Source organism: Streptomyces sp. A01 (assembly GCF_059026195.1).
Map to the genome: position 1 here is coordinate 79,646 of NZ_JBWLKN010000011.1, position 25,325 is coordinate 104,970.

The following is a 25,325-nucleotide window of genomic DNA, read 5'->3' on the forward strand; positions in this document are numbered from 1 at the left end:
GGCGGCCGGTGAGTTACGTCCGAATGACGGCGGAGTGGACGTACCCATGCGCCTTCGATCTGGGTACGCTCCCCGCCGTCAGGGCAGCCTCCCCTGGACATTGTCCGGGGGTACCTCAGCGAGGTGTTGAGAACCGTGTCGGAAAACAACGATCCCCACGTATCCCAGCCTGGGTCACAGAAGTTCGTCTACGACTTCACCGAGGGCAACAGGGACCTCAAGGATCTGCTGGGCGGGAAGGGCGCCAACCTCGCCGAGATGACCAATCTCGGACTGCCCGTCCCGCCGGGGTTCACCATCACCACCGAGGCGTGCAAGGTCTACCTGGACAGCGGCGACGAGCCACCCGCGCTGCGCGAAGAGGTGAGCGCGCACCTCGACGCCCTCGAAGCGAAGATGGGCAAGAAGCTCGGCCAGGCGGACGATCCCCTCCTGGTCTCGGTGCGCTCGGGTGCCAAGTTCTCGATGCCCGGGATGATGGACACCGTCCTCAACATCGGGCTCTCCGACGCCTCGGTCGCCGGGCTCGCCGAGCAGTCGGGCAGCGAGCGGTTCGCGTGGGACTCCTACCGGCGCCTGATCCAGATGTTCGGCAAGACCGTGCTCGACGTCGACGGTGAGCTGTTCGAAGAGGCGCTGGAGAACGCCAAGCAGGCCAAGGGCGTACGCGTCGATGTCGATCTCGACGCGGCCGACCTGAAGAACCTCGTGGACGAGTTCAAGGGCATCGTGGCCAAGCACACCGGCCGCGACTTCCCGCAGGACCCGCGCGAGCAGATGGACCTCGCTGTCCGGGCCGTCTTCGACTCGTGGAACACCGACCGCGCCAAGCTCTACCGCCGCCAGGAGCGCATCCCCGGCGACCTGGGCACCGCCGTCAACGTCTGCTCGATGGTCTTCGGCAACCTCGGCCCCGACTCCGGCACCGGCGTCGCCTTCACCCGCGACCCCGCCAGCGGCCACCAGGGTGTCTACGGCGACTACCTCCAGGACGCGCAGGGCGAGGACGTCGTGGCCGGTATCCGCAACACGGTGCCGCTCGCCGACCTTGAGGGCATCGACAAGGCGTCGTACGACCAGCTGATGCAGATCATGGAGACGCTGGAGACGCACTACAAGGACCTCTGCGACATCGAGTTCACCATCGAGCGCGGCAAGCTGTGGATGCTCCAGACCCGGGTCGGCAAGCGCACCGCCGGTGCCGCCTTCCGGATCGCCACCCAGCTCGTGGACCAGGGCCTGATCGACGAGGCCGAGGCCCTGCAGCGGGTCAACGGCGCGCAGCTCGCGCAGCTGATGTTCCCCCGCTTCGACGAGAGCGCCGCCGCGGAGAAGATCGGTCGCGGCATCGCCGCCTCGCCCGGCGCCGCCGTCGGCAAGGCCGTCTTCGACTCGTACACCGCCGTCAAGTGGTCCCGCTCCGGCGAGAAGGTCATCCTGATCCGCCGGGAGACCAATCCGGACGACCTCAACGGCATGATCGCGGCCGAGGGCATCCTGACCTCGCGCGGCGGCAAGACCTCGCACGCCGCCGTCGTCGCGCGCGGCATGGGCAAGACCTGCGTCTGCGGTGCCGAGGAGCTTGAGGTCGACACCAAGCGCCGGTGCCTGACGACGAAGGACGGCACCGTGGTCGAGGAGGGCGACGTCGTCTCCATCGACGGCTCGTCCGGCAAGGTCTACCTCGGTGAGGTGCCGGTCGTCCCCTCGCCGGTCGTCGAGTACTTCGAGGGCCGCATGCACGCGGGCGCCGACGACGCCGACGAGCTGGTCAAGGCCGTGCACCGGGTCATGGCGTACGCGGACCGGGTGCGCAGGCTGCGCGTACGGGCCAACGCGGACAACGCCGAGGACGCCGCACGCGCCCGCCGCTTCGGCGCGCAGGGCATCGGCCTGTGCCGCACCGAGCACATGTTCCTCGGTGAGCGCCGCGAGCTGGTCGAGCGGCTGATCCTCGCCGACACCGACGACGACAGGGACGCCGCCCTCGGCGCCCTGATGCCGCTCCAGAAGAGCGACTTCGTGGAACTGTTCGAGGCGATGGACGGGCTGCCGGTGACGGTGCGGCTGCTGGACCCGCCGCTCCACGAGTTCCTGCCCGACATCACCGAGCTGTCCGTACGCGTCGCGCTCGCCGAGTCCCGCAAGGACGCCAACGAGAACGACCTGCGGCTGCTCCAGGCCGTGCACAAGCTGCACGAGCAGAACCCGATGCTGGGCCTGCGCGGCGTGCGCCTCGGCCTGGTCATCCCCGGCCTGTTCGCGATGCAGGTACGGGCCATCGCCGAGGCCGCCGCCGACCGCAAGGACGCCAAGGGCGACCCGCGCGCGGAGATCATGATCCCGCTCGTGGGCACCGTCCAGGAGCTGGAGATCGTCCGCGAGGAAGCCGAGCGGGTCATCGCCGAGGTCGAGCAGGCCCGTGGCGTCAGCCTGAAGCTCACCCTCGGCACGATGATCGAGCTGCCGCGCGCCGCCCTCACCGCCGGTCAGATCGCGGAATCCGCCGACTTCTTCTCGTTCGGCACCAACGACCTCACCCAGACGGTGTGGGGCTTCTCCCGCGACGACGTGGAGGCGAGCTTCTTCACCGCGTACCTGGAGAAGGGCATCTTCGGCGTCAGCCCCTTCGAGACGATCGACCGGGACGGCGTGGGCGCGCTCGTGCGCTCCGCCGCCGAGGCCGGGCGCGCCACGCGGCCCGACCTCAAGCTCGGCGTCTGCGGTGAGCACGGCGGCGACCCGGACTCGGTCCACTTCTTCCACGAGGTGGGGCTCGACTACGTCTCCTGCTCGCCGTTCCGGATTCCGGTGGCGCGCCTTGAGGCGGGCCGGGCGGCGGCGGAGAGCCGCGGCAGCGACAGCCGCTGACGTAGCGGCCCGCGGGTGCCGGACGGTCTGGGCCCCTGGCCCGGCCCGCCGGCGCCGCACGGGCGGCGCGTGACACGAGAGAGACCACCCAGAGACCACCGGAGCCGCTTCCTCGCCCCGGGTGGGGATCTCGGCCGGGACACCCCGACCCTCAGTTCCGGCAGAGGTCCCCTCGCCGACGGCGACCGGCGGCGGGGGAGCGGTTCCGGCGTACGAAAGGGGGCGGCGCCTGTGCGGGGCGCCGCCCCCTATAACTCCCCCCACGGGAGCCGTTGCCGCCTGCCAGAAGCGGCGGCAACAGATGCTCAGTAGCCGTACGGGCACTCGCTACCCCCCACGGGAACGAGCTATCCGGACTGAGCACCCACCGGGAAAATGCCCCTGCCTTTTCCCGCTGCACAGCATTCCTCTTGGACATGTTGGCGCGCGACCCGTTTCAACTGTGGCCAAAAGGGCGTGGTAACTGCACGTGTTGGCATGCATACTCAGGGATCGGGGGGAACTACGGATGCCACATGTGGGGGTTTGGTGCTGCGCGTCCATTTCACGGGCGTAGATCTCGCGCGGCTGAGGATGGCCGTGCGACCAGACGCGCTCTGGGAAACCGTTTTAAGTTTCCACCGATTGCGAGAGAAACAGGCGGAGCTGGTCTTCGGTGAATGGCGTTCACAAACGCGTGCCCGACTCAATTCAGAGACCCGGTTACTTGCGCCTCTGGTGCCCCAACGCGGCTATTTCCCCGACTTCCTGACGCCACCCGAAGGGGTGCTCGGTGTCGAGGAGGCGATGGAGGCCGTACGGGCCACGCCGGCCGCACGGCTGCGCGCGGAGCTCCTCCGGCTGCCCGCCGGGCGCGCGCTCCCGGCGTGGATGAGGCCGATGGCCGAGGGGGAGGGCGAGGACCGGGCGCTGGCCCGGCTCGTGGACACGCTGCGGGACTACCACCGGGCCGCCGTCGCCCCGTACTGGTCGCATCTGCACGCCCGCGTGGAGGCCGACAGGGCCGCGCGCGGCCGGGCCCTGCTCGACGGCGGCGTGGACGGGCTGCTGGCCTCGCTGCCCCCGACGATGCGCTGGCGCGCGCCGGTGCTCGAAGTGGACTACCCGGTCGACAGGGATCTCTACCTGGAGGGGCGGGGGCTGTTGCTGCTGCCGTCGTTCTTCTGCCGCCGCACCCCGGTCACCTTCCACAACCCGGCGCTCACGCCGGTGCTGGTCTACCCGCTGAACCACGCGCCGGGCTCCGCGCTCATCGCCCCCGCGCGCTCGCTCGTCAAGCTCGTCGGCTCCACACGTTCCGCCGTGCTCCAGGGCATAGGCGCCGGATGCACCACCAGCGAACTCGCCCGCCGCGTCGGCGTATCGCTCGCCTCGGCCAGCCAGCACGCCACCGTGCTGCGCGACGCCGGACTGCTCGTGACGCTGCGCCAGGGCAGCGCCGTGCTGCACACGCTGACCCCGCTGGGGGCCGCCTTGCTGCGCGGCGGCGGCACCCCAGCGGACCGTCCGTCGGTGGTTACGAGCGGAACGGGCCCGTCACCTCATACGTGATGCCGCCCGAGGAACTGCCCGACGTGCCGCGCTGGCTGGAGAAGTACAGCCGCTTCCCGTCGGGCGAGAAGGCCGGGCCGGTGATCTCCGAGCCGGACTGGCCGCCTATCCGCAGGAACGGTGCCACCACGTCATCCGGGGTGATCAGACAGATCTCCATGGTGCCGCCGTCCTCGGCGATGTAGAGATCGCCGGAGGCGGTGCCCGTCACGTTGTCCACGCCGGTCAGCGGGGCGCTGCCGCTCACCAGCGAGTCGTCGTAGGCCAGTTCGTAGGTGCTCGTGGCCAGATTCAGCCGCCACACGCGGTTGTCCCCCTTGGTGGTGAACCAGACGGTGTCGTTCGCGTAGTGGCAGCCCTCCCCGCCGCTGAACCTCTTGGCGCCCGAGACCTGGTCCCGGGTCGCGGTCGGGGAGCCGTCCGGGTCGGGCACCGTGGCCCAGGTGAACGAGCCGGACGTGCCGCTGCCCGCCTTGAGTACCTGGAGGGTGCCGGAGGACAGGTCGCCCCAGATGGCCGGAACGAAGCGGTAGAGGCAGCCGTTGGACTCGTCCTCGGTCAGGTAGACCACCTTGCGCACCGGGTCGGCGGCGGCCGCCTCGTGCTTGAAGCGGCCCATCGCGTCGCGGCGGGTGGCGGCGTTCACGCCCCACGGGTCGGTCTCGTAGACGTAGCCGAGGCTCACCTCCTCGCAGGAGAGCCAGGTGTTCCACGGGGTCTTGCCGCCCGCGCAGTTCTGCCGGGTGCCCGAGAGCACGCGGTGCGCTCCGGTGATGGTGCCCGCCGCGTCGAACTTCACGGCGCCGGCGCCACCACCGGGGTTGATCTCCGAGTTGGAGACGTAGATCCAGCCTCCCCCACTCTCGGCGAAACAGGCGCCGCCGTCGGGAGCGTTGTGCCAGGTGTAGGAGGTGCCGGAGACCTGCTGCCCGGAACGGGCTATGACGCGGCTGGTGAAGCCCTGCGGCAGTTGGATGCCGTTGCCGTTGGCCGGGCCGAGCGCGCCGTACGGGCCGGGGCCCGGCTGCGCCGGGGCGGCGTAGGCGGCTCCGCGCATGAGGGTGCCGCCGAAGGTCGCTGCTGAGGTGCCGATGATCGCGCCGCGTAGGAAAGTACGTCGTTCCACGAGCCACTCCACGGGTTCGGTGAAGGCCGACGGACCGGGTGGCCCACCGGTCTGACACCCCCGGCGCCCTGGCTGTCTGGCCGGGGCGGTACGTCCGGGGATGCCTTCAGCGCGCGGAGACTATAGGCGGCAAATTGACAGTACAGCAACAACCGGTGACGGGCGGTGGGCGGTGCGTGCGCCACCGTGCGCCGGGTGCGCCGGGTGTCGGCCGGGCGCGGGCCCGCGCCGGGGCGTAGGCCGTGTCCGGCGGGTCATGCCAGGGAGGGGGAGCCGCTGTCCGTGCGTCGCGGGCTGCGGGTGCGTTGTGGTTGGTCGCGCGGTTCCCCGCGCCCCTGGTGGGGCGCGCCTCTGCGCTGGGCCAGGGCTGCTTCGCCTAGCCCTGGCCCTCCAGTGCCTCGTAGGTCACCCCGGTCAGCCGGGACGACGCCTCCCACAGGCGTTCGCCCGCCGGGTCGCTGAGGGTCCACTTCGCCCGCCAGGAGCGGGTGGGGGCGCCGCGCCACAGCTGGAGGCGGGGCCCGATGAACTCGTCAGGGCGTACACCCGGCGCCGTCGCCGCGTACAAGGTGGGCAGCGCGCCGTTCTCGGCGCTCTGCGCCACGACGCTGTTGCCCAGCTGCACCACCCGCTCGGCGATCCGGCGGTTCTCCATCTTCGCGCCCCGGGTCTGGAGGTTGGTCGAGGCGTAGCCGGGCTGGGCGGCGGCAGCGACGACCTCGGAGCCGGCCGCCCGCAGCCGGCGGGCCAGCTCGTGGATGAACAGCAGGTTCGCGCTCTTGGAGCGGGCGTAGGCGACCCAGCGCCGGTAGCGGCGGTCCATGTTGAGGTCGGTCACATCGACGTTGCCCGCGAAGTGCAGACCGCTGGAGACGCTCACCACCCGGGCGCCGCGCCCCGCCGCGAGCAGTTTCGGCAGCAGCAGCCCGGTCAGGGCGAAGTGGCCGAGGTGGTTGGTGCCGATCTGCATCTCGAACCCGTCGGCGGTGCGGCGCTGCGGCAGTGCCATCACGCCCGCGTTGTTCACCAGCAGGTCGAGCCGGTCGCCGGACAGCTGCACGGTGTCCGCGAAGTCCCGTACGGACGCGAGGTCGGCGAGGTCGAGGGACGCGGTGGACACCTGCGCGCCGGGCACCTCGCGCCTGATCCGCTCCTCGGCTTCCCGGGCGCGGGAGGCCGACCGGCAGGCGAGCACGGTGTACGCGCCCTTGCGGGCCAGCTCCCGGGCGGTGACGAGCCCGATGCCGCTGTTGGCGCCGGTCACGATGGCCGTGCGACCGGTCTGGTCGGGGATGTCACGTGAGGTCCAGCCCATCGGAATCGCACTCCTCGGCATTCGCACCGCTGTCCGCGTGCCATGGCCCAGCCGCCACGGCGCACGTGCCCTGACGCACGTGCCACGGCGCCGTACCGCACCATCCGGTACCCGCCGGTAACGCTGTCGGGCCCAGGTTAGGCCAGCGGGCGCGCGCGGTGAAGAGGCGACGGGTGACACGCGTGACACGGACCGGCCGTCCCCCTGACGGATGCGGCCGGTCCGTGTCGCCGGGCCGTGCGGGGCGGCGGCGCCGGGTCACCGCGTCCGGACGGTGTAGGCGGGGACGCTCACCGACGAGTCGTCAAGGCATGCCCCCGTCGTCAGGTCGAACCGCTGCTTGAGCAGCGGTGACGCCACGAAAGGGCGGCCTTCGGCCGAGCCGAGCAGCCCCCGGGAGAGCACGTAGGCGCCGGTGAACGGGTCCTGGTTGCCGATCGCGTACGCCCGGCCCGCGCGGTCCAGGAAGACGGCGACCTGGTGGCCGTCGGGGAGCAGCGCGGCGACGCCCCGGCCCGGGATGAGGTCGGCCAGCGCGCACAGCGCGTACCAACGCTGCTCAAGCCGGATCTCGACGCGGGCGGTGGAGTCCTCCCCGGCCGGGCTGAGCGGGCGGGAAGCGGTCGTTTCGGGTGCCAGGGACATCAGGCGTTGCTCCCTTCGAGCGTGCGGACGGGGATGGCCGGTCCTGACAGCAGCGGCAGGTCGGGCTTGACCTGGTCGCGTTCGGCGACGAAGCGGACCGAGGGGTCGGGCGCGTCGGGGGCGTTGACGAAGGAGACGAAGCGGCGCAGCCGCTCCGGGTCCTCCAGGGTGGCCGCCCACTCGTCGTGGTAGTGCGAGACGTGCTCGGCCATCAGCGACTCCAGTTCGGCACAGATCCCGAGTGAGTCGTGGACGACGACGTCCCGTACGTGGTCGAGCCCGCCGTCGATCCGCTCCAGCCAGGCCGAGGTGCGCTCCAGGCGGTCGGCGGTGCGGATGTAGAACATCAGGAAGCGGTCGATGAGCTGGATCAGGCCCTCGTCGTCGAGGTCCTGGGCGAGCAGGTCGGCGTGGCGGGGGTCGGCGCCGCCGTTGCCGCCGACGTAGAGGTTCCAGCCGTTGGAGGTGGCGATGACACCGAAGTCCTTGCCGCGTGCCTCCGCGCACTCGCGGGCGCAACCGGAGACGGCGGACTTCAGCTTGTGCGGCGAGCGCAGGCCCCGGTAGCGCAGCTCCAGGTCGATGGCCATCCGGACCGAGTCCTGCACGCCGTAGCGGCACCACGTCTGCCCCACGCACGACTTCACGGTGCGCAGCGACTTCCCGTACGCGTGCCCCGACTCGAACCCGGCCTCCACCAGCCGCGACCAGATCAGCGGCAGCTGGTCGACGCGGGCGCCGAACATGTCGATCCGCTGCCCACCGGTGATCTTCGTGTAGAGGCCGAAGTCGCGCGCCACCTCGCCGATGACGATCAGCTTCTCCGGGGTGATCTCGCCGCCGGGGATGCGCGGCACGATCGAGTACGAGCCATTGCGCTGGAGGTTGGCGAGGAAGTGGTCGTTGGTGTCCTGGAGGGCCGCCTGCTCACCGTCGAGCACGTAGCCGCTGGCGCCCAGCGTCGGTGCGAGGGAGGCGATGATGGAGCCGATCGCCGGCTTGCAGACCTCGCAGCCCTCCCCGCTGCGGGCGGCCTCGCGGCCGTGGCTGTCGAGGAGTTCGGCGTAGCTGCTGATACGCAGCGTGCGGACGACCTCGTACAGCTCGGAGCGGGTGTACGCGAAGCAGCCGCACAGCCCCTTGTCCACGCTGACCCCGGACGCCTCCAGCTCGTCATTGACGAGTGTGGTGAGCGCCTTGACGCAACTGCCGCAGCCGGTGCCCGCCTTGGTGCACTTCTTCACCTCGGGGACGGTCGCGCACTGGTGGTCGGTGACGGCGGCGCGGATGCTGCCCTTCGTGACGCCGTGGCAGTTGCAGATCACCGCTTCGTCGGGCAGTGCGGAGGGGCCGAGCGCGGCGGGCGCCCCGGCACCGGCGGGAATCACCAGCTGCTCGGGCGCGACGGGCGGCACCGAGCCGGTGAGCGGACGCAGCGTGCCGTACGCGTCGGCGTCACCGACCAGCACACCGCCGAGCAGCACCCCGTCCGGGCTGACGACCAGCTTCTTGTAGATGCCCGAGCGGGAGTCGGAGTAGACGACGTCGAGACAGCCGTCGGCGGCGCCGTGCGCGTCGCCGAAGCTCGCCACGTCCACGCCGAGCAGCTTCAGCTTGGTGGACAGGTCGGCCCCGGTGAACGCGCCCTCCTGGCCCGGCTCGGCGAGGCATCCCGCGACCGTCTGCGCCATCTCGTACCCGGGGGCGACCAGCCCGTACACCCGGCCGTCGGCGGCCAGCGCGCACTCGCCGATCGCGAACACGGCGGGGTCGGACGTACGGCAGCGCTCGTCGACCACGATGCCGCCGCGCTCGCCGACGTCGAGGCCGCAGTCCCTGGCGAGCTGGTCCCGGGGGCGTACGCCCGCCGAGAAGACGACCAGGTCGGTCGCGAGCGCCGAACCGTCCGACAGCGCCATGCCGTCGACCGCGCCGTCCTCGCCGGTGGTGACCTCCTGTGTGCCGACCCCGGTGTGGACCGTCAGGCCCATGCCCTCGATGGTGCGCAGCAGCGCGGCGCCACCGCCCTCGTCCACCTGCACCGGCATCAGCCGGGGCGCGAACTCCACGATGTGCGTGTCCAGGCCGAGCCCCTTCAGCGCCCCCGCCGCCTCAAGCCCCAGCAGCCCGCCGCCGACGACCGCTCCGACGCGGGCGTTCTTCGCGTACTCCTCGATGGCCAGCAGGTCCTCGATGGTGCGGTAGACGAAGCAGCCCGTGGCGTCCTTCCCCGGCACCGGCGGTACGAAGGGGTACGAACCGGTGGCGAGGACGAGCGAGTCGTACGTGAACGTCAGCCCGGCGCGCGAGGTGACGGTGCGCGCCGCGCGGTCCACGGCGACCGCCGGGTCGCCCAGACGCAGCTCGATGCCGTGCCGCGCCATGAACCCGTCCTCGACGAGGGAGAGGTCATCGGCGCCGCGCCCGGAGAAGTACGAGGTCAGCTGCACCCGGTCGTAGGCGGGGCGGGGCTCCTCGCAGAGCACGACGACCCGCGCGCGACGCGTGACGCCCTGGTCGGCGAGGGCTTCGAGGAAGCGCTGGCCGACCATGCCGTGACCGACGAGGACGATGGTGGGCGGGGACGTGTCAGCCATCTCCGGCATCCGTGACGCCTCTGACGATTCCGGGGTCTCGGTGGGCATCTCAGCAGCCTCCATCGTTGGTGAGCAGGTGGAGCAGGGGGGCGGAGGGCAGCGGCTCGTCGCCCTCCCAGGTACGGGCGAGGGCGCCGACGGCGCCGAGATCGCCGAGCAGGATGCCGCCGACGAGCCGGTCACCGCGCACGATGACCTTGCGGTACGCGCCGCGCGTGGCATCGGCGAGCCGCACCACGTCGTCACCCGGCGCGGGCGAGGTCTCGCCGAAGACGGCCAGGTCGAGGGCGCCGGCCCCGTCGGAGCCCGGCGGCCCCAGGTCGGTCAGGGTGAGCCGGGTCAGCGCCCGGGTGCCGGTGTAGCGGGGCGGCACATCACCGGTGGCGGTCGCGGGTCCGGCCGCCGCGTCGTCGGCCGTGCGGGGATCGTCCTCCGCTGTGCGGGGGTCGTCTTCCGCGCGGGGCGCGGGCACGGCGGAGCCGCTGGGCGCGGGAGTCGCGCTGGGGGTGGGAGCCGCGCCCCGCGCGGGGGCTGGCCGCTGCCGCAGCAGCCGGGCCGCCAGCAGGTCGGCCTGCTCCAGCGCGGGACCGGCGAGCCCGTAGACCACCCCGTCGTGCTCGGCGCAGTCGCCGATCGCGTACACCCGCGGGTCCTCGGTGCGCAGCGCGTCGTCGACGACGATGCCGCGCTCCACCCGCAGCCCGGCCGCGCGGGCCAGGCCGACGCGCGGGCGCACCCCGCAGGCCAGCACCACCAGCTCGGCGGTCAGCTCGAAGCCGTCGGCGAGGGTGACGGCGCGCACGCCGTCAGGCCCGGTCAGCAGCCCCCGCGCCCGGCAGTGGGTGTGGACCTCCACGCCGAGCTGTTCGAGGTGGCGGCGGAGCAGCCCGGCCGAGTCCGTGTCGAGCTGGCGCTCCATGAGATCCTCGCCCTGGTGGGTCAGCACCACCTGGGCCCCCAGCTGGGCCAGGGCGCGGGCCGCCGAGACGCCGAGCAGTCCGCCGCCGATGACGACGGCCCGTGGGGCGCCGCCGTGGGCGCGTACCGCCTCGGCGAGCCCCTGGCAGTCGTCCATGGTGCGGAAGGCCCACACGCCGTCGGGCAGTTCGCGGGCCCCGCCGATGCCGGTGCCGGGCGCGGCGGCCGTCGGGAACAGGCCGCGCAGCGGCGGCAGCACCGGGTTGGAGCCGGTGGCCAGCACCAGCGTGTCGTACGGCACCCGCTGCCCGCCGTCGCACACCACCTCGGCCGGGCCACGGTCCACGCGTACGGCGCGCACCCCGCGCAGGTGCCGGACGGCGGCGGGCGCCGGAAGCTCGATGACCTCGGGGGCGTACCGTCCGGCGAGGACCTCCGCGAGCAGCACCCGGTTGTACGGGGCGCACGGCTCCTCACCGATGACGGTGACGGCGAACCCGTCCGCCGCCCCCGGGGCGGCGGAGGCCGGGGCGACGGGCCCGGCGGCCGTCAGCTGCTGGACGAACCGCGCGCCCGCCATGCCTCCGCCGATCACCACCACCCGGTGGCGACGGTCCCGCTGTGGCTCCGTTCGCGACTTCATGCCTCGCAGCGTGCGCTGCCGCTGTTACCCGACCGCATCACCGTCGTTTCCCCCAGGCAACGCTGCCCTCAGCGCGGGCGGCCGCCGCCTGTGAGCCGGACCGGAAGCGTCTCCGTGCTGTTGCCGATGAAGCTCGCATGCGGCGGCAGCTCCGCCTCGGGCACCGCCAGCTCAAGACCGGGGAACCGCCCGAACAGCGCCTCCAGCGCGATCGTGGCCTCCATACGGGCCAGGGGAGCACCGAGGCAGAAGTGCGCCCCGTGTCCGAAGGACAGATGCCGCACGTTGGTGTCGCGCGTCACATCGAACCGGTCGGCGCCTGGCCCGTACGCCAGCGGATCACGCCCGGCGGCGCTGTACGAGGCCAGCACCGGGGCCCCGCGCGGAATGACCGCGTCGCCGACCGGCACATCGGCGGTGGGGTAGCGGAAGGGGAAGAAGCCGACCGGGCTGTCGTAACGCAGCGTCTCCTCGACCACGGCGCCCCAGCCGACCGCCCCTGACACGACGAGCGCGAGCTGATCGCGGTGGCCGCACAGGGCACGGACCGCGTTGCTGATCAGATGCAGCGTGGTCTCGTGCCCGGCGATGACCAGCAACAGCAGGGTGGCGACCAGCTCCTCTTCGCTGAGCCGGTCATCATCCTCCTCGCGGGCGGCGATCAGCGCGCTGGTCAGATCGTCCCCCGGCGCGGCCCTGCGGTCGGCCGCCACCCGCGACAGGATGCCGACCATTCCCTGATTCGCGGCCTTGGCCCGCTCCGGGGTGGACGTGGTGCTGACGACGTCGTGCGACAGTTCGTGCAGCCGGGCCTCATAGTCCGGATCGATCCCGAGGAGTTCGCAGATCACGCCGAGCGGCAGCGGCAGGGCGAAGTGCTCCCGCAGATCGACCACCCCCTCCGGTGCCGAGGCCGCCGCCGAGGCCAGAGCGTCGAGCAACCGTCGGGCGCGCTCAGCGACGCGTGGACGCAGCGCGTCCACGCGGCGCGGCGTGAGCACCCTGGTCACCAGGCCGCGCAGCCGCCGGTGGTCGGCACCGTCAGCGGTACTCATGCCCGGCGCGACGGCGAACGCGGCCAGCGGCCAGCCCCGGGGGAGCTCCCCGTTCCGCATCGCCGCGAAGTGGCAGACGTCCTTCGCCACGGCGGGGTCACCGAGGAACTCCCTCAGCGCCTCATGCCGGACGACGGCGTACGCGCCCACCTCACCGGGCAGCACCACCGGCACGGCGGCACCGTGGTCGCGCAGCCGGGCGTTGACGCCGTGCTGGTCGGCGCCGCCGGGGTCGAGACGGTGCGGGAGAGGCAGCGGGACGGGGCAGCGTTCGGTCATCGATGGCCTCCGTATACGGCGCTGACGCGTTGCGGAACCGGCAGGGCCAGCGTAACGGGGGCGTACCGGCGCGGAGTTGACCAAAATCGGGCAGAAGAGGAAGCGGCAACCGGGGTCGCGCCGAGCCGGACGGAAGCCGGATCGAAGCCGGACGGAAGCCGGGCAGAAGCCGGGCAGAAGCGGGACGGAAGCCGGGCAGAAGCGGGACAGACAGGACGCCGGAGGGAGTAAGGCGAACCTCAGAACTAGCTCAAGAGTTCCACGGTTCGCGAACGCGGCGCTCCCGCGTTCCTACGCTCGTGATCATGACTGCCATACCGGCCGGGTCCCTCGACACGCTAAGCCCCGCCGCGACCCCCCACGCCCCGTACCCGCCCGTCCCCGACGCGGACCCGGAGCACTACCTGGAGCACGGTGCCCGCATGCTCCGCGCCCAGTTGCCCGCCGAGACCCTGGAACAGCTCGCCCAGTGGCGCAGCGCGCCCGCCCCCTGGCTGGCACTCGCCGACCTCCCGCAGATGGCGCGCCCCGTGCCCACACCACGCCACGGCTTCTGCGACGAGTCCCAGCTGACCATCCCCAACCTCGTCCACTTCGGCCTGCTGCGGCTCCTGGGCCTGGCCCCCGTCGCGTACCGGTGGGAGAACGACGGCCGCCTCATCCGCAACGTCGCCCCCCGCGCCGACTCGGCCCGCACCCAGACCTCCTGGGGTTACGCGCAGGGCCTCGGCTGGCACACGGACGACTCGGTACTCGACCACCGCCCGGGCGCCGCCCCCGCCGAGGCCATCCCGCACTTCCTCTCCTTCTACGGCATGCGCAACACGGAGCGCGTGCCGACCGGGCTCCTGTCGGTGGACACGGTGCTCGCCGCACTCCCCGCCGACACGGTCGAGGAGCTGCGGCGGCCGAGGTTCGACGTCAGCGCCCCCGAGTCGTACGCGGCGGGAGACAGCGGAAAGCCCCTGGCGCGTACGGGCGTCCCCATGCTGTGGACCCTCCCCGACGGAAACACCGGCCTGCGCTACGGCCCCGGCCGAGTCACCGGCCGGACGGCGACGGCGCACGCGGCGCTGGCCCAGTTCGAGGAGTGCGTGGCGGGCATGGAAGGCGTGCCGGTCACGGTGGAGGCGGGCGGCTTCCAGATCTTCGACAACCGTAGGGTGATGCACCGGCGGCTCCCCTTCGAGCCCGCCGCGCCCGACAACGCGCGCTGGCTGCGCCGTTGCTACGCGCGCGAGACCAACGGCTGACGCCTGGCCTCCGGCCAGGGCCGCGTCGTCCTCGCTCCCGGGCTCCCGGGCTCCCGGGCTGGATCGACGACGGTCGGACGACCGCCGGAAAGGCGACGATGCACGACATATCCCTGCTGACGCTGGCCGCGCTGTGCCTGGCGGCGGCCGCTGCCGGCTGGATCGACGCGGTGGTGGGCGGCGGCGGCCTCCTCCAGCTCCCGGCCCTGCTGGTGGGCCTCCCGCACGTACCCGCCGCCCATGTCCTCGGCACGAACAAGGCGGTCGCCATCGTCGGCACCTCGGCGGCGGCCGTCACGTACGTACGCAAAGCCCCGGTGGACGTGCCGACCGCCATCCGCATCGGCCTGGCGGCCGTAGCGGGCTCGCTGGGCGGCGCGTTCTTCGCCGCAGGCATCAACAGCGATGTGCTGCGCCCGCTGATCATGGTGATCCTGCTGGCCGTCCTCGCCTTCGTCCTCTTCCGCCCGGCCTTCGGCGCGGCCCCCGGCACCGGCCCGGTGACCCGGCGGCGCGTCCTGCTGGCCATCGGCGTGGCGGGCCTGGGCATCGGCTTCTACGACGGCCTGATCGGCCCGGGCACCGGCACGTTCCTGGTCATCGCCCTGGCCGCGATCCTCCACATGGACCTGGTCACCGCCTCCGCCACGACGAAGGTCGTCAACACCTGCACCAACCTGGGCGCCCTGATCATGTTCACCGCCCAGGGCGCCGTGATCTGGTCCATCGCCGCCCCGATGGCCTGCTTCAACCTGGCGGGCGGCATGGTCGGCGCACGGATGGCACTGAAGCGGGGGAGCGGTTTCGTACGGGGCGTGCTGGTGGTGGTCGTGGTGACGCTGGTCTGCAAGCTGGGGTACGACCAGTGGGGGGCTTGAGGGGGCTTGAGCTGGCGGGTGGCTTGATTTCGCGGCTGTGGTGATCTTCGTGGCGCAAGTTTCCGCAAGTCGGTGGCGGTGACTGTGCGTTGTCGGCAAGTGTGTCCTCGGTGATCGCCGACTGAGCGGGAGGCTCGCATGGCTATGACGTTCTTGGGCAAGGACCCGGAGAGTCCTGTCAATGGATCTCCGACGGTGTGGGATGACGGCGACACTTACGTCATCCAGGGGTGGCGGATCACCGATCAGCAGGCGCTGGCCGAGGTTGGCGACGTACCCGCGCACGAGACCGTGCTGCGCATCCCGAAGCGCATGATGCAGTTCTTCCCGGAGGTCGACGGTGGCTGAGGTACCGGCGTTCGAGGAGTTGTTCCGCGACTGTCAGAGGTCGGCGCTGCACTTGGAAATGCGCGACGGCTATATGCGAAGCGACCCCATGTTCATCGCCTGGCAGAAGGACAGCGGCATTGACCATGCGGCTGATCCTGAGTGGCAGCCGTGGCTGGACCTCATGGGAGAGGCCACCGGCCGAGGGGTCGAGGTGCGGCGCGCTCGTATCGTGTCCGAACCGGTGAGTGAGTACATCCGCTTTGAATACGAGGTCACGGACATGAATGTCGGTGCGGGGGAGCAAGTGCGCTGGCTCCCCCGGCGTCGGGCCACCGATCTGGCGCTTCCCGGGAACGACTTCTGGTTGTTCGACGGGGAAACTCTGCTCGTCAACCATTTCAACGGAGACGGCGAGTGGACGCCGGGGCACGATAAGGAACTGATCACCGACCCGGCAGTGGTGAAGCTGTGCGCGACGGCGTTCGAGTCCGTATGGGAGAGGGCGACACCGCACGCTGAGTACCATCCGGTCTGACGGGCGCGGGGAACCAGCAAACTAGGACCGTGTCGTCTCCATCATCCAGTGTCCAAGCCGCAAGGCAGGCCCTCGGTCAGCGTCTCCGCGAGGTCCGGAAGGAATCCGGGCTCACCGCGCGAGCACTGGCCGAGCGCGCGGGTTGGCATGAGTCGAAGTGTTCCCGCGTCGAGAACGGCAGAGCCGCGCCGTCGGAGGACGACATCCGCGTCTGGACCTCGCTATGTGGAGCGCAGGATCAGGCCGCTGACCTCATCGCCACAGCTCGGGGCGTTGAGGGTATGTACATCGAGTGGCAGCGGATGGAGCAGTCGGGGCTGAGGAGAGCTCAGGAGTCGGTACTCCCCCTGTGGCAGCGGACGAAGCAGTTCCGTGCTTACGCCTCTTGGTTGATTCCCGGGCCGTTGCAAACGACCGATTACATCCGGGCCGTGCTGTCATCGATCAGGGACCGCAGAGAGCTGCCCGATGACCTTGACGCGGCCGTGCGTGTTCGCGTCGAGAAGCGACACGTCATTTACGAGGGAGATCACCGTTTCGCCATCCTCCTGGAAGAGAGCGTTCTGCGCAGCCGGATCGGCGGAGCCGAAACGATGGCCGCGCAGCTCGGCCACCTTCTTGTCGCGGCGTCGTTACCGTCGATCAGTTTGGGGATTATTCCGCAGCATGTCGATCGGACCGCCCACTGGCCGGTTGAGGACTTCTGGATCTATGACGAAGCGCAAGTCAACGTGGAACTGGTGTCGGCATACCTGACGATCACCCAGCCCCGCGAAATCGCCATGTACGCACAGACGTTCCGCGCGCTGAGCACATTCGCTGTGTACGGGGCAGAGGCCCGTACCGTCATCACCTCAGCTATCAACGCCTTGTAGTGAGGCACGAAAGAGGGGCATTGCGATGAATGAAACGTACTCGGCCTGGTCGCTCAAGACGAAGCAGGGCCTGCGCCCACTACAGGAAGCCCTGGCCCCGAAGGAGCAACAGACCAAGCTGTTCCGCTGTTATCAGTCACACCTCGTGCCGGGACTGCTCCAAACGCCCGCGTACGCCACTGCGGTGATGGGCGCGATCATCGCCTTCGAGGGCATGCATGACGACACCGAGGAAGCGGTGGTCGCCCGGATGGACCGGCAACGTGTCCTGCATGAAGGGGACCGTCAGTTCACGCTGCTCATTGAGGAGTGGGTGCTGCGCGCTCGCATCGGTGGGGCGGAGGTCATGGCCGGGCAGCTCGACCACCTCGCGGTGTCCGCGTCCCTGCCGCGTGTGACGTTCGGGATCATCCCGATGAACGCCGACCGCCCTATGCGACCACTGGCCGGGTTCTGGATCTTCGACGAGAGCGAGGTGACACACGAACTGATCACAGGGAAGGTCACCGTCACCGAGCCGACCGAGATCGCCATCTACGCCCGTACCCACGCCGAACTCGCCAAGATGGCCGTCTACGACGAGCGCGCGCGTGCGCTCATCGAGGACGCGCGCACCGCACTCGGGTGAACCCCGCGCAAGTTCCCGCAAACCGGTAGAAGCCCATCGTTTCTGCTTCGTACCTTCCTGTTCAACGCGGCGCGGACGAGCGACCGCCGAGCAGGAAGGTCACCCTCATGGCACCTCTCGACCTCTACGAACTCGACCTGACGGGCGCCAGGTTCAGCGGCCCGCACGCCTGCGGCGGCAACCCGCCCGACGCGCCGGAGACCTGTGTGACGCTGGCGCCGATTCCCGGCGTGGATGGTGCGTACGCCCTCGGCGACAGCAAGCGGCCCGGCGCTGCGCCGCTGCGCTTCACCGCTGAGGAGTTGCTTCTCGCCGGTATCGAGCCCGCCCGGTTCGGCCTCTCCGCCTGACCGGCGGCGGGGCCGTGCACTACCACGCCTATGCGTGGGCCGGGCAGAAGTCGGACTACGACCGGGAAGGCGACCGCCGCCCGGAGAGCCCGGCATTCGCCGCGTCGGAGCTTCCGCCGCTCCAGGTCGCGCACTGGCTGCGTAAGCCCGCGCGGCTGATCCGCACCACCCGCGACGAACCGCGCGAGGCGGCGGCGTGGCTGGCGGAACGGGTGGAGGAGAGCGTCGCGGTGGACCGGCTTCAACCGCCGCTGGAGACGCGCACCATCTTGGCGGCGGAGACGCTGGGCTGGGGTGGTGACGTCTCGTTGGGGTTCTACCTCGGGGGGACGCGGTTCCTCTCGCTGGCCCTGGTGTCCTGCCCGAACCGGGCCGACCCCGGCATCCCGTGTCCGTTGCGGTAGTTGCCCCCTCCCCGCGACAGGCAAGCGGGGAACGGCTTTCCGCACCGGGTGAGCGAATGACCCGACGACCGGATGAGGGGGCCCGGGGGTGGTTCCCTGGGCCCCTGCTCATCCACGCCGCCTGACGTGACCGAAGGTGGCCACGGGGCGGTGGGCCGTCGCCCGGGCATGACCGGATCAGAGGGTCAGGACGATCTTCCCGGTCGTACGGTTGCTCTCGCCCAGCTCGTGCGCCTTCGCCACGTCCGCGAGCGGGAACGTCTCGGCGATCAGAGGCCGCAGCTTGCCCTCGTCCACGAGTGCGGCGATCTGCTCCAACGCGGTGTGGTCCGGCGCCACGAGGACCGCGCTGCCCCGCGCGCCCGCCGCAGCGGCCTTCGCCGCGGTCTCCTCGACCCCGAACGGGTTCGGGACGTTGATGAGAAGACCTCCCGCACGCAGGGTCCGCACGGAACGGTCCTCGTACTCGCCGCCGATCAGGTCAAGAACAACGTCTACGTCCCGTACGACCTCGGCGAAGTCCTGCGATGTGTAGTCGATCAGCTCGTCCGCCCCGAGCTGCCGCAGCACCTCGTGCTTGCCCGCGCTGGCCGTGCCGATGACGTACGCCCCATGGGCCTTGGCGATCTGGATCGCCAGGTGCCCGACGCCACCGGCCGCGGCGTGGATGAGCACCCGCTGCCCCGGGCGTATCCGCGCGATGTCCACCAGCGCCTGCCAGGCCGTCAGCGCGGCGAGCGGCAGAGCGGCGGCCGCAACGTGGTCCAGGCTCTTCGGCTTCAGCGCGAAGTGGCGTGAGGGCCCCACGACATACTCGGCGTAACCACCGGCGGCGGCCGGGAAGCGCGGCATCCCGTAGACCTCGTCACCGACCGAGAAGCGGCTCTCGCCCGGCGCCACCGCCGCCACCACGCCGGAGACGTCCCAGCCGACGGAGAAGGGCGGGGTGAGCCAGTGCCCGTCCTGCCGGATCTTCCAGTCGACGGGATTGACGCCCGCGGCACGTACGTCGACCAGGATCTCGGTCGCGTCGGGGGTGGGGCGTTCGGTCTCGATCAGGCGCAGGACTTCCGGGCCGCCGAGGGTTTCCTGCTGCACACTTCGCATGGTCGCTGTCATGTGATCAAGGATCGTGGGCGGTGGTATCCCTTGCATAGAAGGCACCTGATTGGTATCTAGGTACCTCATGGATACCATCCCTGACCTGCGGTCCTACGGTGGCGCTGACGCGTACCTCCGCGACTGTGCCTCCCGTGCGGTCCTTGACTTCCTCGCCAGCAAATGGGTCTGCCTGACCATCGGCGCTTTGCGCCCCGGCACCAAGCGGTTCGGTGAACTGCGCCGCCGGCTGGACGGCATCACCCAGAAAATGCTCACGCGGACGCTGCGCGAGCTGGAGCGCAACGGGCTGGTCCACCGGGCGGTCTACCCGAGCGTTCCGCCCCGGGTGGAGTACAGCCTCACCGAACTCGGCGAGAACGTCGCGGGACTGATGGACGCGATCCGCGCCTGGTCCGAGACGCACATGACCGACATCCAGTCCGCACAGGGGCGCTACGACGAGCGGGCGGCCCGTGAGCTGAAGCCGGTCTGAACGGGTCGGCTCACGTCCGGTTGGCTCACGCCGGGTGCGCGGTGGTGTCGTAGCGGCTGCGGAACTCGACGAGGAGTTCGTCGGTGATCTCCGCGCCCGCCGCCATGGCGGCGTGCACGTCACGGAAGTAGCCCTCGTATCCGGCGGGGGTGTAGAGGCACAGGCCCCGCACGGTCTTCTCGCTGGCGTTACGGAAACCGTGTGGCGTCCCGCGCGCGGCGGCCAGCAGGTGCCCTGCCCCTACGCTGATCTCCCCGTCCCCGTTGTGAAGGGTCAGCTCACCCTCCAGGACGTAGAAGTACTCGTCGTGCGCCCCGTGTACATGCGGCCGGGCGCCGACGATGCCCGGCGCCAGGGTGAACTCCTCCATGGCGAAGTGACCTTCGGTGTGCTCGGCGGTCAGCCGGAAGAAGTGCTGCACTCCCGCGACGTCGATCAGCTCACCGTCCTCGGGACGGTGGAGCAACGGGCGTGGTTCGGGGCTCTGTTCGATCATTCCTCGATCTTGCCAGAGCGCCCGGCGGACGCGCGCTTAACCGGGTCGGCGAACGTACGCCACGCGCCTGCGCTGTCAGCCTCCCGCGTCCCACGTACGTCGCTGAACGAGCAAGCTCCCCAGGGCGGTGCGCTGGTGCAGGACCGCCCGTCCGGCGCGGACCGTGGTGATCAGGCCCGCGCCGCGCAGTGCGGTGGCGTGGGTGGAGGCGGTGGCGTTGCTGACGCGCAGCCGTCGGGCGAGCTCGCTGGTCGTGTGCTCCTCCGCGAGCAGGAGCAACATGTCGCGGCGGGTCCGCCCGAGCACCCCGGCCAGGGCGTCGTTCGTGCCGCCCGCCCCGGTCGGCAGGGGCGGCAGCCCTGGACCGGCCGGGTAGGTCAGGAACAGGGGGCTGCCGGGCTGGTCCGAGATGAGGGGATGGCCGGTCCAGTGGAAGGTGGGCACAAGCACCATGCCGCGTCCGCGCAGGGTGATGTCCCGCTCGCCGGGTGCGTCGAGTGTCCAGACGCCGTCGCGCAGCCGGGCACCGGGAAGGAGCCGGGTCAGTGCGGAGCCGATGCCGTGCTCGGCCACGGTCAGCGCGTGGCGGGTGAACTCCGCCTGGTGCAGGTCCTGCACCAGGGACCACACAGGCCGTACGACCGTCTCGAACGCCGCGTGCTGGGCGCGGAGGAGGGGCTGCCACGCGTCAGCGTCGCCTCGGTGCAGATCACGGACCCACAGCGGCGCGGGGGCCGTGTGCCTGGCGTACACGCGCTCGATCTCGGAGCGGACCAGCTCCGGGTTCGCAGACCGGACGTTGTCCAATCCGTCCTGCAAAGTGTCGCTGAACTCGTCGATGAAACAGGGGGGTTCCGCCGCCGGTACGAGGTCCGCCAGCGGCAGGGCGGTGACCGGCAGGGAACGGAGTACGCGCCGTCTCCACCGGCCGAAAAGCAGCTCGTCGCGGGGCTGGACCATCATCATCAGCGCTGTGTTCAGCGCTTGCAGCGGAGCGGGACGGGGCGCGAACCGGACTCGGGCGAAGTCGGCGGCCGTGAAATGTATCCGGATCACTACTCTCCCCGGCGGTGCTTCGCCATCGTTTCGGACGAGCCCTAAACCATCGCCCGTCCTCCCCCCGACCGCCAGCATTCAGCGCATGGCATATCCCCTCATTCACTCAGGGGTTGCCGGAAGGCGCAAGGACATCGATCACAGCGGCACAGGGGAGAGCGAGACCATGATTCCACGGCGGACCGTCACTAAATCGGCCGTGCTGGCCACTGCGCTGCTGCTCGGCGGCGGAGGCGGTGGTACGCAGGCATGGGCTGCGGGCGACCGCACCCTGCGGTTGCCGGTGCCGACCGGGCCGCACAGGACCGGGGTCGCCACGCTGTATCTGGTCGACCAGTGCAGACGCGACCCGTGGAGCCGGTTTCCCGTCCGGGAACTGATGGTCACGGTGTTCTATCCGGCCCGCACCGTGCACGGCTTTCCGGTCGCTCACCAGATGACCCCGGGCGCGGCCGCGTCGTTCGGTGACATCGACGTCCACGTGCACGACCTGCCGAAATCCGGCGTCGACTGGGCAGCCACCACAACCCATTCGTACGCGAACGCGCCCGCCCAGGCCGTCCGGCGACCGGTGCTGCTGTACAGCCCGGGAGGTCTTGACCCGCGCACTCTCGGCACGGGACTCGCCGAAGATCTGGCCAGTCACGGCTATGTCGTGGTGAGCATCGATCACCCCGGTGACGCCAGTGCCGTCGAGTTTCCCGTCACCACGGCCTTCCGCCCCGACAAGGTCCGCGAGACCGTCTTCCGGGGAGACCCCCGGGCGGACGCGAGCCAGTTCCGCACCGCGATCGAAACGCGGATCGCGGACACCCGGTTCGTACTGGACCAGTTGGCGGAACTGGCGGCCGGGCGAAACCCGGACGCGGCGGGACGCGCCGTGCCGCAGCACCTCGGCCGGGCGCTGGACCTGCGGCGGGTGGGCGTCTACGGCCACTCGGCAGGCGGTACGACGGCGGCCGAGGCCATGTACGAGGACCGCCGCATTCACGCGGTGGTCAATATGGAGGGCTATCTGGACTACACGCCGCAGACGCCCGGCAAGGTCGGCGAGTTGTTCCCGGTCGCCCGCTACGGGGTGGACCGTCCCTTGCTCCTGCTGGAAAGCGAGGGCTTCATCGGCAAGGAAGCGGAGAAGAAAGCGTTGGATCTCTCCTGGTCGGCCATGCTCTCCCATCGGCGGGGGCGCGCCCGCCGATGGGGGATCGACCATGCCATGCACTGGGTCTTCACCGACTACGCCGCCATGGCCCCGCAATTGCAGGCCGCCGGTCTCATGAGCGAGGACGCCCGCAACAGGCTCGTGGGCACGGTCGCCCCGGACATCGCGGTGGCCGAGGTCCGCGACCAGGTGCGCGCGTTCTTTGGCCGCCAGTTGGCGCTTTGCTGACCAGCTTGTGCTGGCTCACGGCAGAGGGGTCCTCGTGAGGGCCCCTCTTCGCCCTACTCGAACCGGCCCGCCGCGACGTCGGCGGCGAATGCCGCCCAGGCGGCAGGCTCGAAGTGGAGCGCTGGACCCTGCGGGTCCTTGGAGTCGCGCACGGCGACGGTGTGGGGGATGTTGGTGGCTACCTCGACGCATTCGTGGTCCGGGGTGCTGTAGCTGGACTTGCGGAACCCAAAGGACGTCATACGCCGAACCGTCCTTCCGAAATCGCTTCGGTGAAGTCCGCCCAGGCGCTCGGATTGAAGCGGAGTGCTGGGCCGCGCGGGTCCTTGGAGTCGCGTACGGCGATGGTGTGGGGAATGTTGGTGGCCACCTCGACGCACTCGCGGACGCCGTCGCTGTAGCTGGACTTGTGGTACTCGAACTCAGGCATGGTCACAGGTCTTTCTTCATGTCGGCGATGAACGTTCGAGATTCGCCCTCATCAAGAGCTCCATGAGCAATCGATTCGAATAGCTCATCGTGTAGGGCGGCTCCCTTCTTGTCCTCGATCCACAGATGAGTGGAGGGGACTTCCACGTAGGCCACGTCCAGGGCCCCGGGCTCGGCAAGCGAGAGGATGTTGAACGAGCCAGACAGCATGGGGTGGCCCCCGGAGGTGAAGGGGCGCACGTGGACACTGACGTTCGGTCTCTGGGAGACGGCATCCAGGTGCTCCAACTGCTCCCGCATTACTTCCGCGCCGCCGACAACATTCCGAAGAGCAGCCTCGGAGATCACAGCTCGCACCAACAGCGGAGGGTCGTCGGCAAGCCGCCTTTGCCGTGCGATCCTCGTCATGACGAACTGCTCGTCACTGTTCAGTGCGCGCACATAATCGGCCGTCTGTAGCAAGCCAGGAATGTACGAAAGCTGCCATGCTCTAATGATCGTTGCCGCGTTCTCCAGGGGCACATACTCCCTCATGGTCGGAGTGAGAGGTACGTCATTCCACCAGCCCTTCGCCTTGCGCAGCTCACGATCGAGTTTGGCTAACTCCAGCAACTCCTTGGCAGCTGAGGAGCCGTGCAAGCCGTAGAGCTCGCACAGGGCGCGTACGTCGAGATCGCGCATGGGTACCCAACCGCGTTCCATCTTCGCGACTTTGGCAATGGAAGAGCCCAAAGCTTCTGCCGCGTGAGGCTGCTTTAGCCCGCACCCCTCGCGGAGACGGAGTAGTTCGCCGCCCAGCCTTCGGCCAAGAACTGTCGACACCGAAACACCTCGGCTTGATCGACTGTCCGTCATCGTTCCATCACCTTCCCGAGAGTCGCCTCAGTCTGCCGCCGAGCGTCTCCGTATCACAAGCAGTGCTGGCGGAAAGATTTCTGGCAGTTGGGGTTGATGGAAGCCGAAGAGGGGCGCTACGTTCGGTAGCGAACCGCTCGCACAGTGGCGTCGACAGACGGAAGTGCACCGCTACCGCCATGCCTAGGCCCAGGCCCGGCATGGCGTACGCGGCAACGCCACCAGGACGTATCACCGCGCGAGCACCGGCCGATCCCGGAGGTGTGCGATGACGCTCGCGCCCCAAGACCCGCAAGGTTCCGACGGTCCCCCCAGCGCGGACGGCGAACCCGATCAACCCGCCCTTGCCACCGACCGCCTCAACTACACGCCCGTGCCGGGCAGTGTGCGGATCGCCCGCAAGCGCACGGCGCGGCTTGTCGCCGAGTGGGGCTTTCCCGCGCTCGCGGATGACGCGGCGCTGGTCGTCTGCGAGTTGGGGAGCAACGCCATACGGCATGGGGTGATCCGGGGGCGGCTCTTCCGGGTTCAGCTCACGCTCACCAAGACGACGTTACGGATCGCCGTGACCGACCCGAGGGGTGAACGTCTTCCGCGTCCGCGCACGCCCTCGCCCAGTGACAAGCACGGGCGGGGGCTGGTCATCGTCGCGGCGCTCGCGACCCGTTGGGGCGTACGGGAGCGGACCATCGGCAAGGAGGTGTGGGCCGAGTTCGACCTCGGGACTGGTCGCTGACCGGCCACGTCGGCCCGCGTAGGCCAAGCGTGGCAGCCGCGTGCGGCTCCATAGAATGCCCAGGCCAGAGGGCCGCACGTACGCGTCCCGTAAGCCATTGAGCCCTTGAACTCCCCCGGAGGAACCATGCGCGTGATCGGCTTCGACCACCTTGTCCTCAACGTCACCGACGTCGAGCGCTCCCTCGACTTCTACTGCGGGCCCCTCGGGCTTGAGCCGGTCCGCGTTGATGAGTGGCGCGCGGGCAAGGTGCCGTTCCCCTCGGTGCGGGTGAGCCCGACGATGATCATCGACCTCGTGCGGGCGCCGGACGGCTCGCCGCAGGGCTCCAACGTCGATCACATCTGTCTGGTGGTCGAGCCGCTGGACTGGCAGGAGGTCATCGACTCCGGCACGTTCACGGTCGTTGACGGGCCGGGGGAGCGCTTCGGGGCGCAGGGGACCGCCGTGTCCCTGTATGTGACCGACCCCGACAGCAACACCGTCGAGCTGCGCTGGTATCCGGCGGCTTGAGGC

The 25,325-nt window shown here is 70.3% G+C and carries 26 protein-coding genes; 14 read left to right on the forward strand and 12 right to left on the reverse strand.

Features of this window, described 5'->3' with window-relative positions; translation table 11 throughout:
- Positions 1-135: 135 nt before the first annotated feature.
- Both ppdK and AC5P1B_RS16935 read left to right on the forward strand, forming a co-directional pair.
- The gene (ppdK, locus tag AC5P1B_RS16930) at positions 136-2,871 is read left to right on the forward strand and encodes a pyruvate, phosphate dikinase (RefSeq protein WP_493888011.1); all 2,736 of its coding nucleotides are present in this window, start codon (positions 136-138) and stop codon (positions 2,869-2,871) included.
- 717 nt (positions 2,872-3,588) lie between these two features.
- Positions 3,589-4,422, forward strand: a complete 834-nt coding sequence (locus AC5P1B_RS16935) for an ArsR/SmtB family transcription factor (RefSeq protein WP_493888013.1) — start codon at positions 3,589-3,591, stop codon at positions 4,420-4,422.
- On the opposite strand, the gene AC5P1B_RS16940 is transcribed toward AC5P1B_RS16935, so the two are convergent.
- From AC5P1B_RS16940 to AC5P1B_RS16965, 6 genes are all read right to left on the reverse strand, one after another.
- A complete protein-coding gene (locus AC5P1B_RS16940) occupies positions 4,388-5,548 on the reverse strand; it encodes a PhoX family protein (RefSeq protein WP_493888014.1) in 1,161 nt (386 codons plus the stop codon). The two genes, AC5P1B_RS16935 and AC5P1B_RS16940, sit on opposite strands and share 35 nt — an antisense overlap.
- 376 nt (positions 5,549-5,924) lie before the next feature.
- Positions 5,925-6,863: an oxidoreductase gene (locus tag AC5P1B_RS16945; RefSeq protein ID WP_493888015.1), complete on the reverse strand. Its 939-nt coding sequence runs from the start codon at positions 6,861-6,863 to the stop codon at positions 5,925-5,927.
- Between the two features lie 258 nt (positions 6,864-7,121).
- Entirely contained in the window at positions 7,122-7,508 is a 387-nt protein-coding gene (nirD, locus tag AC5P1B_RS16950; RefSeq protein WP_493888016.1) for a nitrite reductase small subunit NirD, read from the reverse strand.
- A complete protein-coding gene (nirB, locus tag AC5P1B_RS16955; protein ID WP_493888220.1) occupies positions 7,508-10,114 on the reverse strand; it encodes a nitrite reductase large subunit NirB in 2,607 nt (868 codons plus the stop codon). The genes nirD and nirB overlap by 1 nt, the downstream gene beginning before the upstream one ends.
- 40 nt (positions 10,115-10,154) lie before the next feature.
- On the reverse strand, positions 10,155-11,666 hold the full coding sequence (locus tag AC5P1B_RS16960; protein ID WP_493888017.1) for an NAD(P)/FAD-dependent oxidoreductase: 1,512 nt from the start codon (positions 11,664-11,666) through the stop codon (positions 10,155-10,157).
- A 68-nt stretch (positions 11,667-11,734) separates the two neighbouring features.
- Positions 11,735-13,000, reverse strand: a complete 1,266-nt coding sequence (locus AC5P1B_RS16965; RefSeq protein ID WP_493888018.1) for a cytochrome P450 family protein — start codon at positions 12,998-13,000, stop codon at positions 11,735-11,737.
- Positions 13,001-13,305: 305 nt separating this feature from the next.
- Here AC5P1B_RS16965 and AC5P1B_RS16970 point away from each other — a divergent pair, with 305 nt between their 5' ends.
- The 8 genes from AC5P1B_RS16970 to AC5P1B_RS17005 all read left to right on the forward strand — a co-directional run bounded on the left by AC5P1B_RS16970 (position 13,306) and on the right by AC5P1B_RS17005 (position 18,253).
- The gene (locus tag AC5P1B_RS16970; protein ID WP_493888019.1) at positions 13,306-14,253 is read left to right on the forward strand and encodes a TauD/TfdA family dioxygenase; all 948 of its coding nucleotides are present in this window, start codon (positions 13,306-13,308) and stop codon (positions 14,251-14,253) included.
- 98 nt (positions 14,254-14,351) lie between these two features.
- Entirely contained in the window at positions 14,352-15,131 is a 780-nt protein-coding gene (locus tag AC5P1B_RS16975; protein WP_493888020.1) for a sulfite exporter TauE/SafE family protein, read from the forward strand.
- Between the two features lie 138 nt (positions 15,132-15,269).
- Complete coding sequence (locus AC5P1B_RS16980; protein WP_493888021.1) at positions 15,270-15,479, forward strand: hypothetical protein; 210 nt, start codon at positions 15,270-15,272, stop codon at positions 15,477-15,479.
- Entirely contained in the window at positions 15,472-15,996 is a 525-nt protein-coding gene (locus AC5P1B_RS16985) for a DUF6879 family protein (RefSeq protein ID WP_493888022.1), read from the forward strand. The genes AC5P1B_RS16980 and AC5P1B_RS16985 overlap by 8 nt, the downstream gene beginning before the upstream one ends.
- Before the next feature lie 29 nt (positions 15,997-16,025).
- The gene (locus tag AC5P1B_RS16990) at positions 16,026-16,871 is read left to right on the forward strand and encodes a helix-turn-helix domain-containing protein (RefSeq protein WP_493888023.1); all 846 of its coding nucleotides are present in this window, start codon (positions 16,026-16,028) and stop codon (positions 16,869-16,871) included.
- A 25-nt stretch (positions 16,872-16,896) separates the two neighbouring features.
- Complete coding sequence (locus AC5P1B_RS16995) at positions 16,897-17,499, forward strand: DUF5753 domain-containing protein (RefSeq protein ID WP_493888024.1); 603 nt, start codon at positions 16,897-16,899, stop codon at positions 17,497-17,499.
- A gap of 107 nt (positions 17,500-17,606) precedes the next feature.
- A complete protein-coding gene (locus tag AC5P1B_RS17000; RefSeq protein WP_493888025.1) occupies positions 17,607-17,849 on the forward strand; it encodes a DUF397 domain-containing protein in 243 nt (80 codons plus the stop codon).
- A 14-nt stretch (positions 17,850-17,863) separates the two neighbouring features.
- Positions 17,864-18,253: a hypothetical protein gene (locus AC5P1B_RS17005; RefSeq protein ID WP_493888026.1), complete on the forward strand. Its 390-nt coding sequence runs from the start codon at positions 17,864-17,866 to the stop codon at positions 18,251-18,253.
- A 177-nt stretch (positions 18,254-18,430) separates the two neighbouring features.
- Here the strand turns inward: AC5P1B_RS17005 and AC5P1B_RS17010 are convergent, their stop codons facing one another.
- A complete protein-coding gene (locus AC5P1B_RS17010) occupies positions 18,431-19,372 on the reverse strand; it encodes an NADP-dependent oxidoreductase (protein ID WP_493888027.1) in 942 nt (313 codons plus the stop codon).
- Positions 19,373-19,439: 67 nt separating this feature from the next.
- Between AC5P1B_RS17010 and AC5P1B_RS17015 the strand changes: the two genes are divergently transcribed.
- Positions 19,440-19,847 carry a winged helix-turn-helix transcriptional regulator gene (locus AC5P1B_RS17015; protein WP_493888028.1) on the forward strand — a complete coding sequence of 136 codons (408 nt, stop codon included), beginning with the start codon at positions 19,440-19,442 and terminating at the stop codon, positions 19,845-19,847.
- Between the two features lie 25 nt (positions 19,848-19,872).
- Here AC5P1B_RS17015 and AC5P1B_RS17020 read toward each other — a convergent pair whose 3' ends face one another.
- Together AC5P1B_RS17020 and AC5P1B_RS17025 are read right to left on the reverse strand one after the other, a co-directional pair.
- Positions 19,873-20,343: a cupin domain-containing protein gene (locus AC5P1B_RS17020; protein ID WP_493888029.1), complete on the reverse strand. Its 471-nt coding sequence runs from the start codon at positions 20,341-20,343 to the stop codon at positions 19,873-19,875.
- A gap of 75 nt (positions 20,344-20,418) precedes the next feature.
- Complete coding sequence (locus tag AC5P1B_RS17025; protein WP_493888030.1) at positions 20,419-21,399, reverse strand: winged helix-turn-helix domain-containing protein; 981 nt, start codon at positions 21,397-21,399, stop codon at positions 20,419-20,421.
- 85 nt (positions 21,400-21,484) lie between these two features.
- On the opposite strand from AC5P1B_RS17025, the gene AC5P1B_RS17030 reads away from it, so the two are divergent.
- The gene (locus tag AC5P1B_RS17030; RefSeq protein ID WP_493888031.1) at positions 21,485-22,789 is read left to right on the forward strand and encodes an alpha/beta hydrolase family protein; all 1,305 of its coding nucleotides are present in this window, start codon (positions 21,485-21,487) and stop codon (positions 22,787-22,789) included.
- Between the two features lie 53 nt (positions 22,790-22,842).
- On the opposite strand, the gene AC5P1B_RS17035 is transcribed toward AC5P1B_RS17030, so the two are convergent.
- Genes AC5P1B_RS17035 through AC5P1B_RS17045 form a run of 3 tightly spaced genes read right to left on the reverse strand, consistent with a single transcriptional unit; the run spans position 22,843 to position 24,073 of the window.
- Positions 22,843-23,031 carry a DUF397 domain-containing protein gene (locus tag AC5P1B_RS17035; protein ID WP_493888032.1) on the reverse strand — a complete coding sequence of 63 codons (189 nt, stop codon included), beginning with the start codon at positions 23,029-23,031 and terminating at the stop codon, positions 22,843-22,845.
- Entirely contained in the window at positions 23,028-23,219 is a 192-nt protein-coding gene (locus AC5P1B_RS17040; protein WP_493888033.1) for a DUF397 domain-containing protein, read from the reverse strand. The genes AC5P1B_RS17035 and AC5P1B_RS17040 overlap by 4 nt, the downstream gene beginning before the upstream one ends.
- Positions 23,220-23,221: 2 nt before the next feature.
- Positions 23,222-24,073, reverse strand: coding sequence for a helix-turn-helix domain-containing protein (locus tag AC5P1B_RS17045; RefSeq protein WP_493888034.1), 852 nt, complete (start codon positions 24,071-24,073; stop codon positions 23,222-23,224).
- A 268-nt stretch (positions 24,074-24,341) separates the two neighbouring features.
- Here AC5P1B_RS17045 and AC5P1B_RS17050 point away from each other — a divergent pair, with 268 nt between their 5' ends.
- Both AC5P1B_RS17050 and AC5P1B_RS17055 read left to right on the forward strand, forming a co-directional pair.
- Complete coding sequence (locus tag AC5P1B_RS17050) at positions 24,342-24,809, forward strand: ATP-binding protein (RefSeq protein WP_493888035.1); 468 nt, start codon at positions 24,342-24,344, stop codon at positions 24,807-24,809.
- A gap of 126 nt (positions 24,810-24,935) precedes the next feature.
- Positions 24,936-25,322 (forward strand): VOC family protein, encoded by a 387-nt coding sequence (locus tag AC5P1B_RS17055; RefSeq protein ID WP_493888036.1) that lies wholly within the window; start codon positions 24,936-24,938, stop codon positions 25,320-25,322.
- Positions 25,323-25,325: the final 3 nt, after the last annotated feature.

Bases quoted from the DNA above. Each gene is read 5' to 3' on its own strand.
- nirD (WP_493888016.1), bottom strand. From the start codon at position 7,508: ATGTCCCTGGCACCCGAAACGACCGCTTCCCGCCCGCTCAGCCCGGCC.
- AC5P1B_RS17000 (WP_493888025.1), top strand. From the start codon at position 17,607: ATGGCACCTCTCGACCTCTACGAACTCGACCTGACGGGCGCCAGGTTC.
- AC5P1B_RS17030 (WP_493888031.1), top strand. From the start codon at position 21,485: ATGGCATATCCCCTCATTCACTCAGGGGTTGCCGGAAGGCGCAAGGAC.
- AC5P1B_RS17040 (WP_493888033.1), bottom strand. From the start codon at position 23,219: ATGCCTGAGTTCGAGTACCACAAGTCCAGCTACAGCGACGGCGTCCGC.
- AC5P1B_RS17010 (WP_493888027.1), bottom strand. From the start codon at position 19,372: ATGACAGCGACCATGCGAAGTGTGCAGCAGGAAACCCTCGGCGGCCCG.
- AC5P1B_RS17050 (WP_493888035.1), top strand. From the start codon at position 24,342: ATGACGCTCGCGCCCCAAGACCCGCAAGGTTCCGACGGTCCCCCCAGC.
- AC5P1B_RS16975 (WP_493888020.1), top strand. From the start codon at position 14,352: ATGCACGACATATCCCTGCTGACGCTGGCCGCGCTGTGCCTGGCGGCG.
- AC5P1B_RS16970 (WP_493888019.1), top strand. From the start codon at position 13,306: ATGACTGCCATACCGGCCGGGTCCCTCGACACGCTAAGCCCCGCCGCG.
- AC5P1B_RS17020 (WP_493888029.1), bottom strand. From the start codon at position 20,343: ATGATCGAACAGAGCCCCGAACCACGCCCGTTGCTCCACCGTCCCGAG.
- AC5P1B_RS16960 (WP_493888017.1), bottom strand. From the start codon at position 11,666: ATGAAGTCGCGAACGGAGCCACAGCGGGACCGTCGCCACCGGGTGGTG.
- AC5P1B_RS16965 (WP_493888018.1), bottom strand. From the start codon at position 13,000: ATGACCGAACGCTGCCCCGTCCCGCTGCCTCTCCCGCACCGTCTCGAC.
- AC5P1B_RS17035 (WP_493888032.1), bottom strand. From the start codon at position 23,031: ATGACGTCCTTTGGGTTCCGCAAGTCCAGCTACAGCACCCCGGACCAC.
- AC5P1B_RS17055 (WP_493888036.1), top strand. From the start codon at position 24,936: ATGCGCGTGATCGGCTTCGACCACCTTGTCCTCAACGTCACCGACGTC.
- AC5P1B_RS17015 (WP_493888028.1), top strand. From the start codon at position 19,440: ATGGATACCATCCCTGACCTGCGGTCCTACGGTGGCGCTGACGCGTAC.
- AC5P1B_RS16995 (WP_493888024.1), top strand. From the start codon at position 16,897: ATGAATGAAACGTACTCGGCCTGGTCGCTCAAGACGAAGCAGGGCCTG.
- AC5P1B_RS16945 (WP_493888015.1), bottom strand. From the start codon at position 6,863: ATGGGCTGGACCTCACGTGACATCCCCGACCAGACCGGTCGCACGGCC.
- AC5P1B_RS16980 (WP_493888021.1), top strand. From the start codon at position 15,270: ATGGCTATGACGTTCTTGGGCAAGGACCCGGAGAGTCCTGTCAATGGA.
- nirB (WP_493888220.1), bottom strand. From the start codon at position 10,114: ATGCCGGAGATGGCTGACACGTCCCCGCCCACCATCGTCCTCGTCGGT.
- AC5P1B_RS17045 (WP_493888034.1), bottom strand. From the start codon at position 24,073: ATGACGGACAGTCGATCAAGCCGAGGTGTTTCGGTGTCGACAGTTCTT.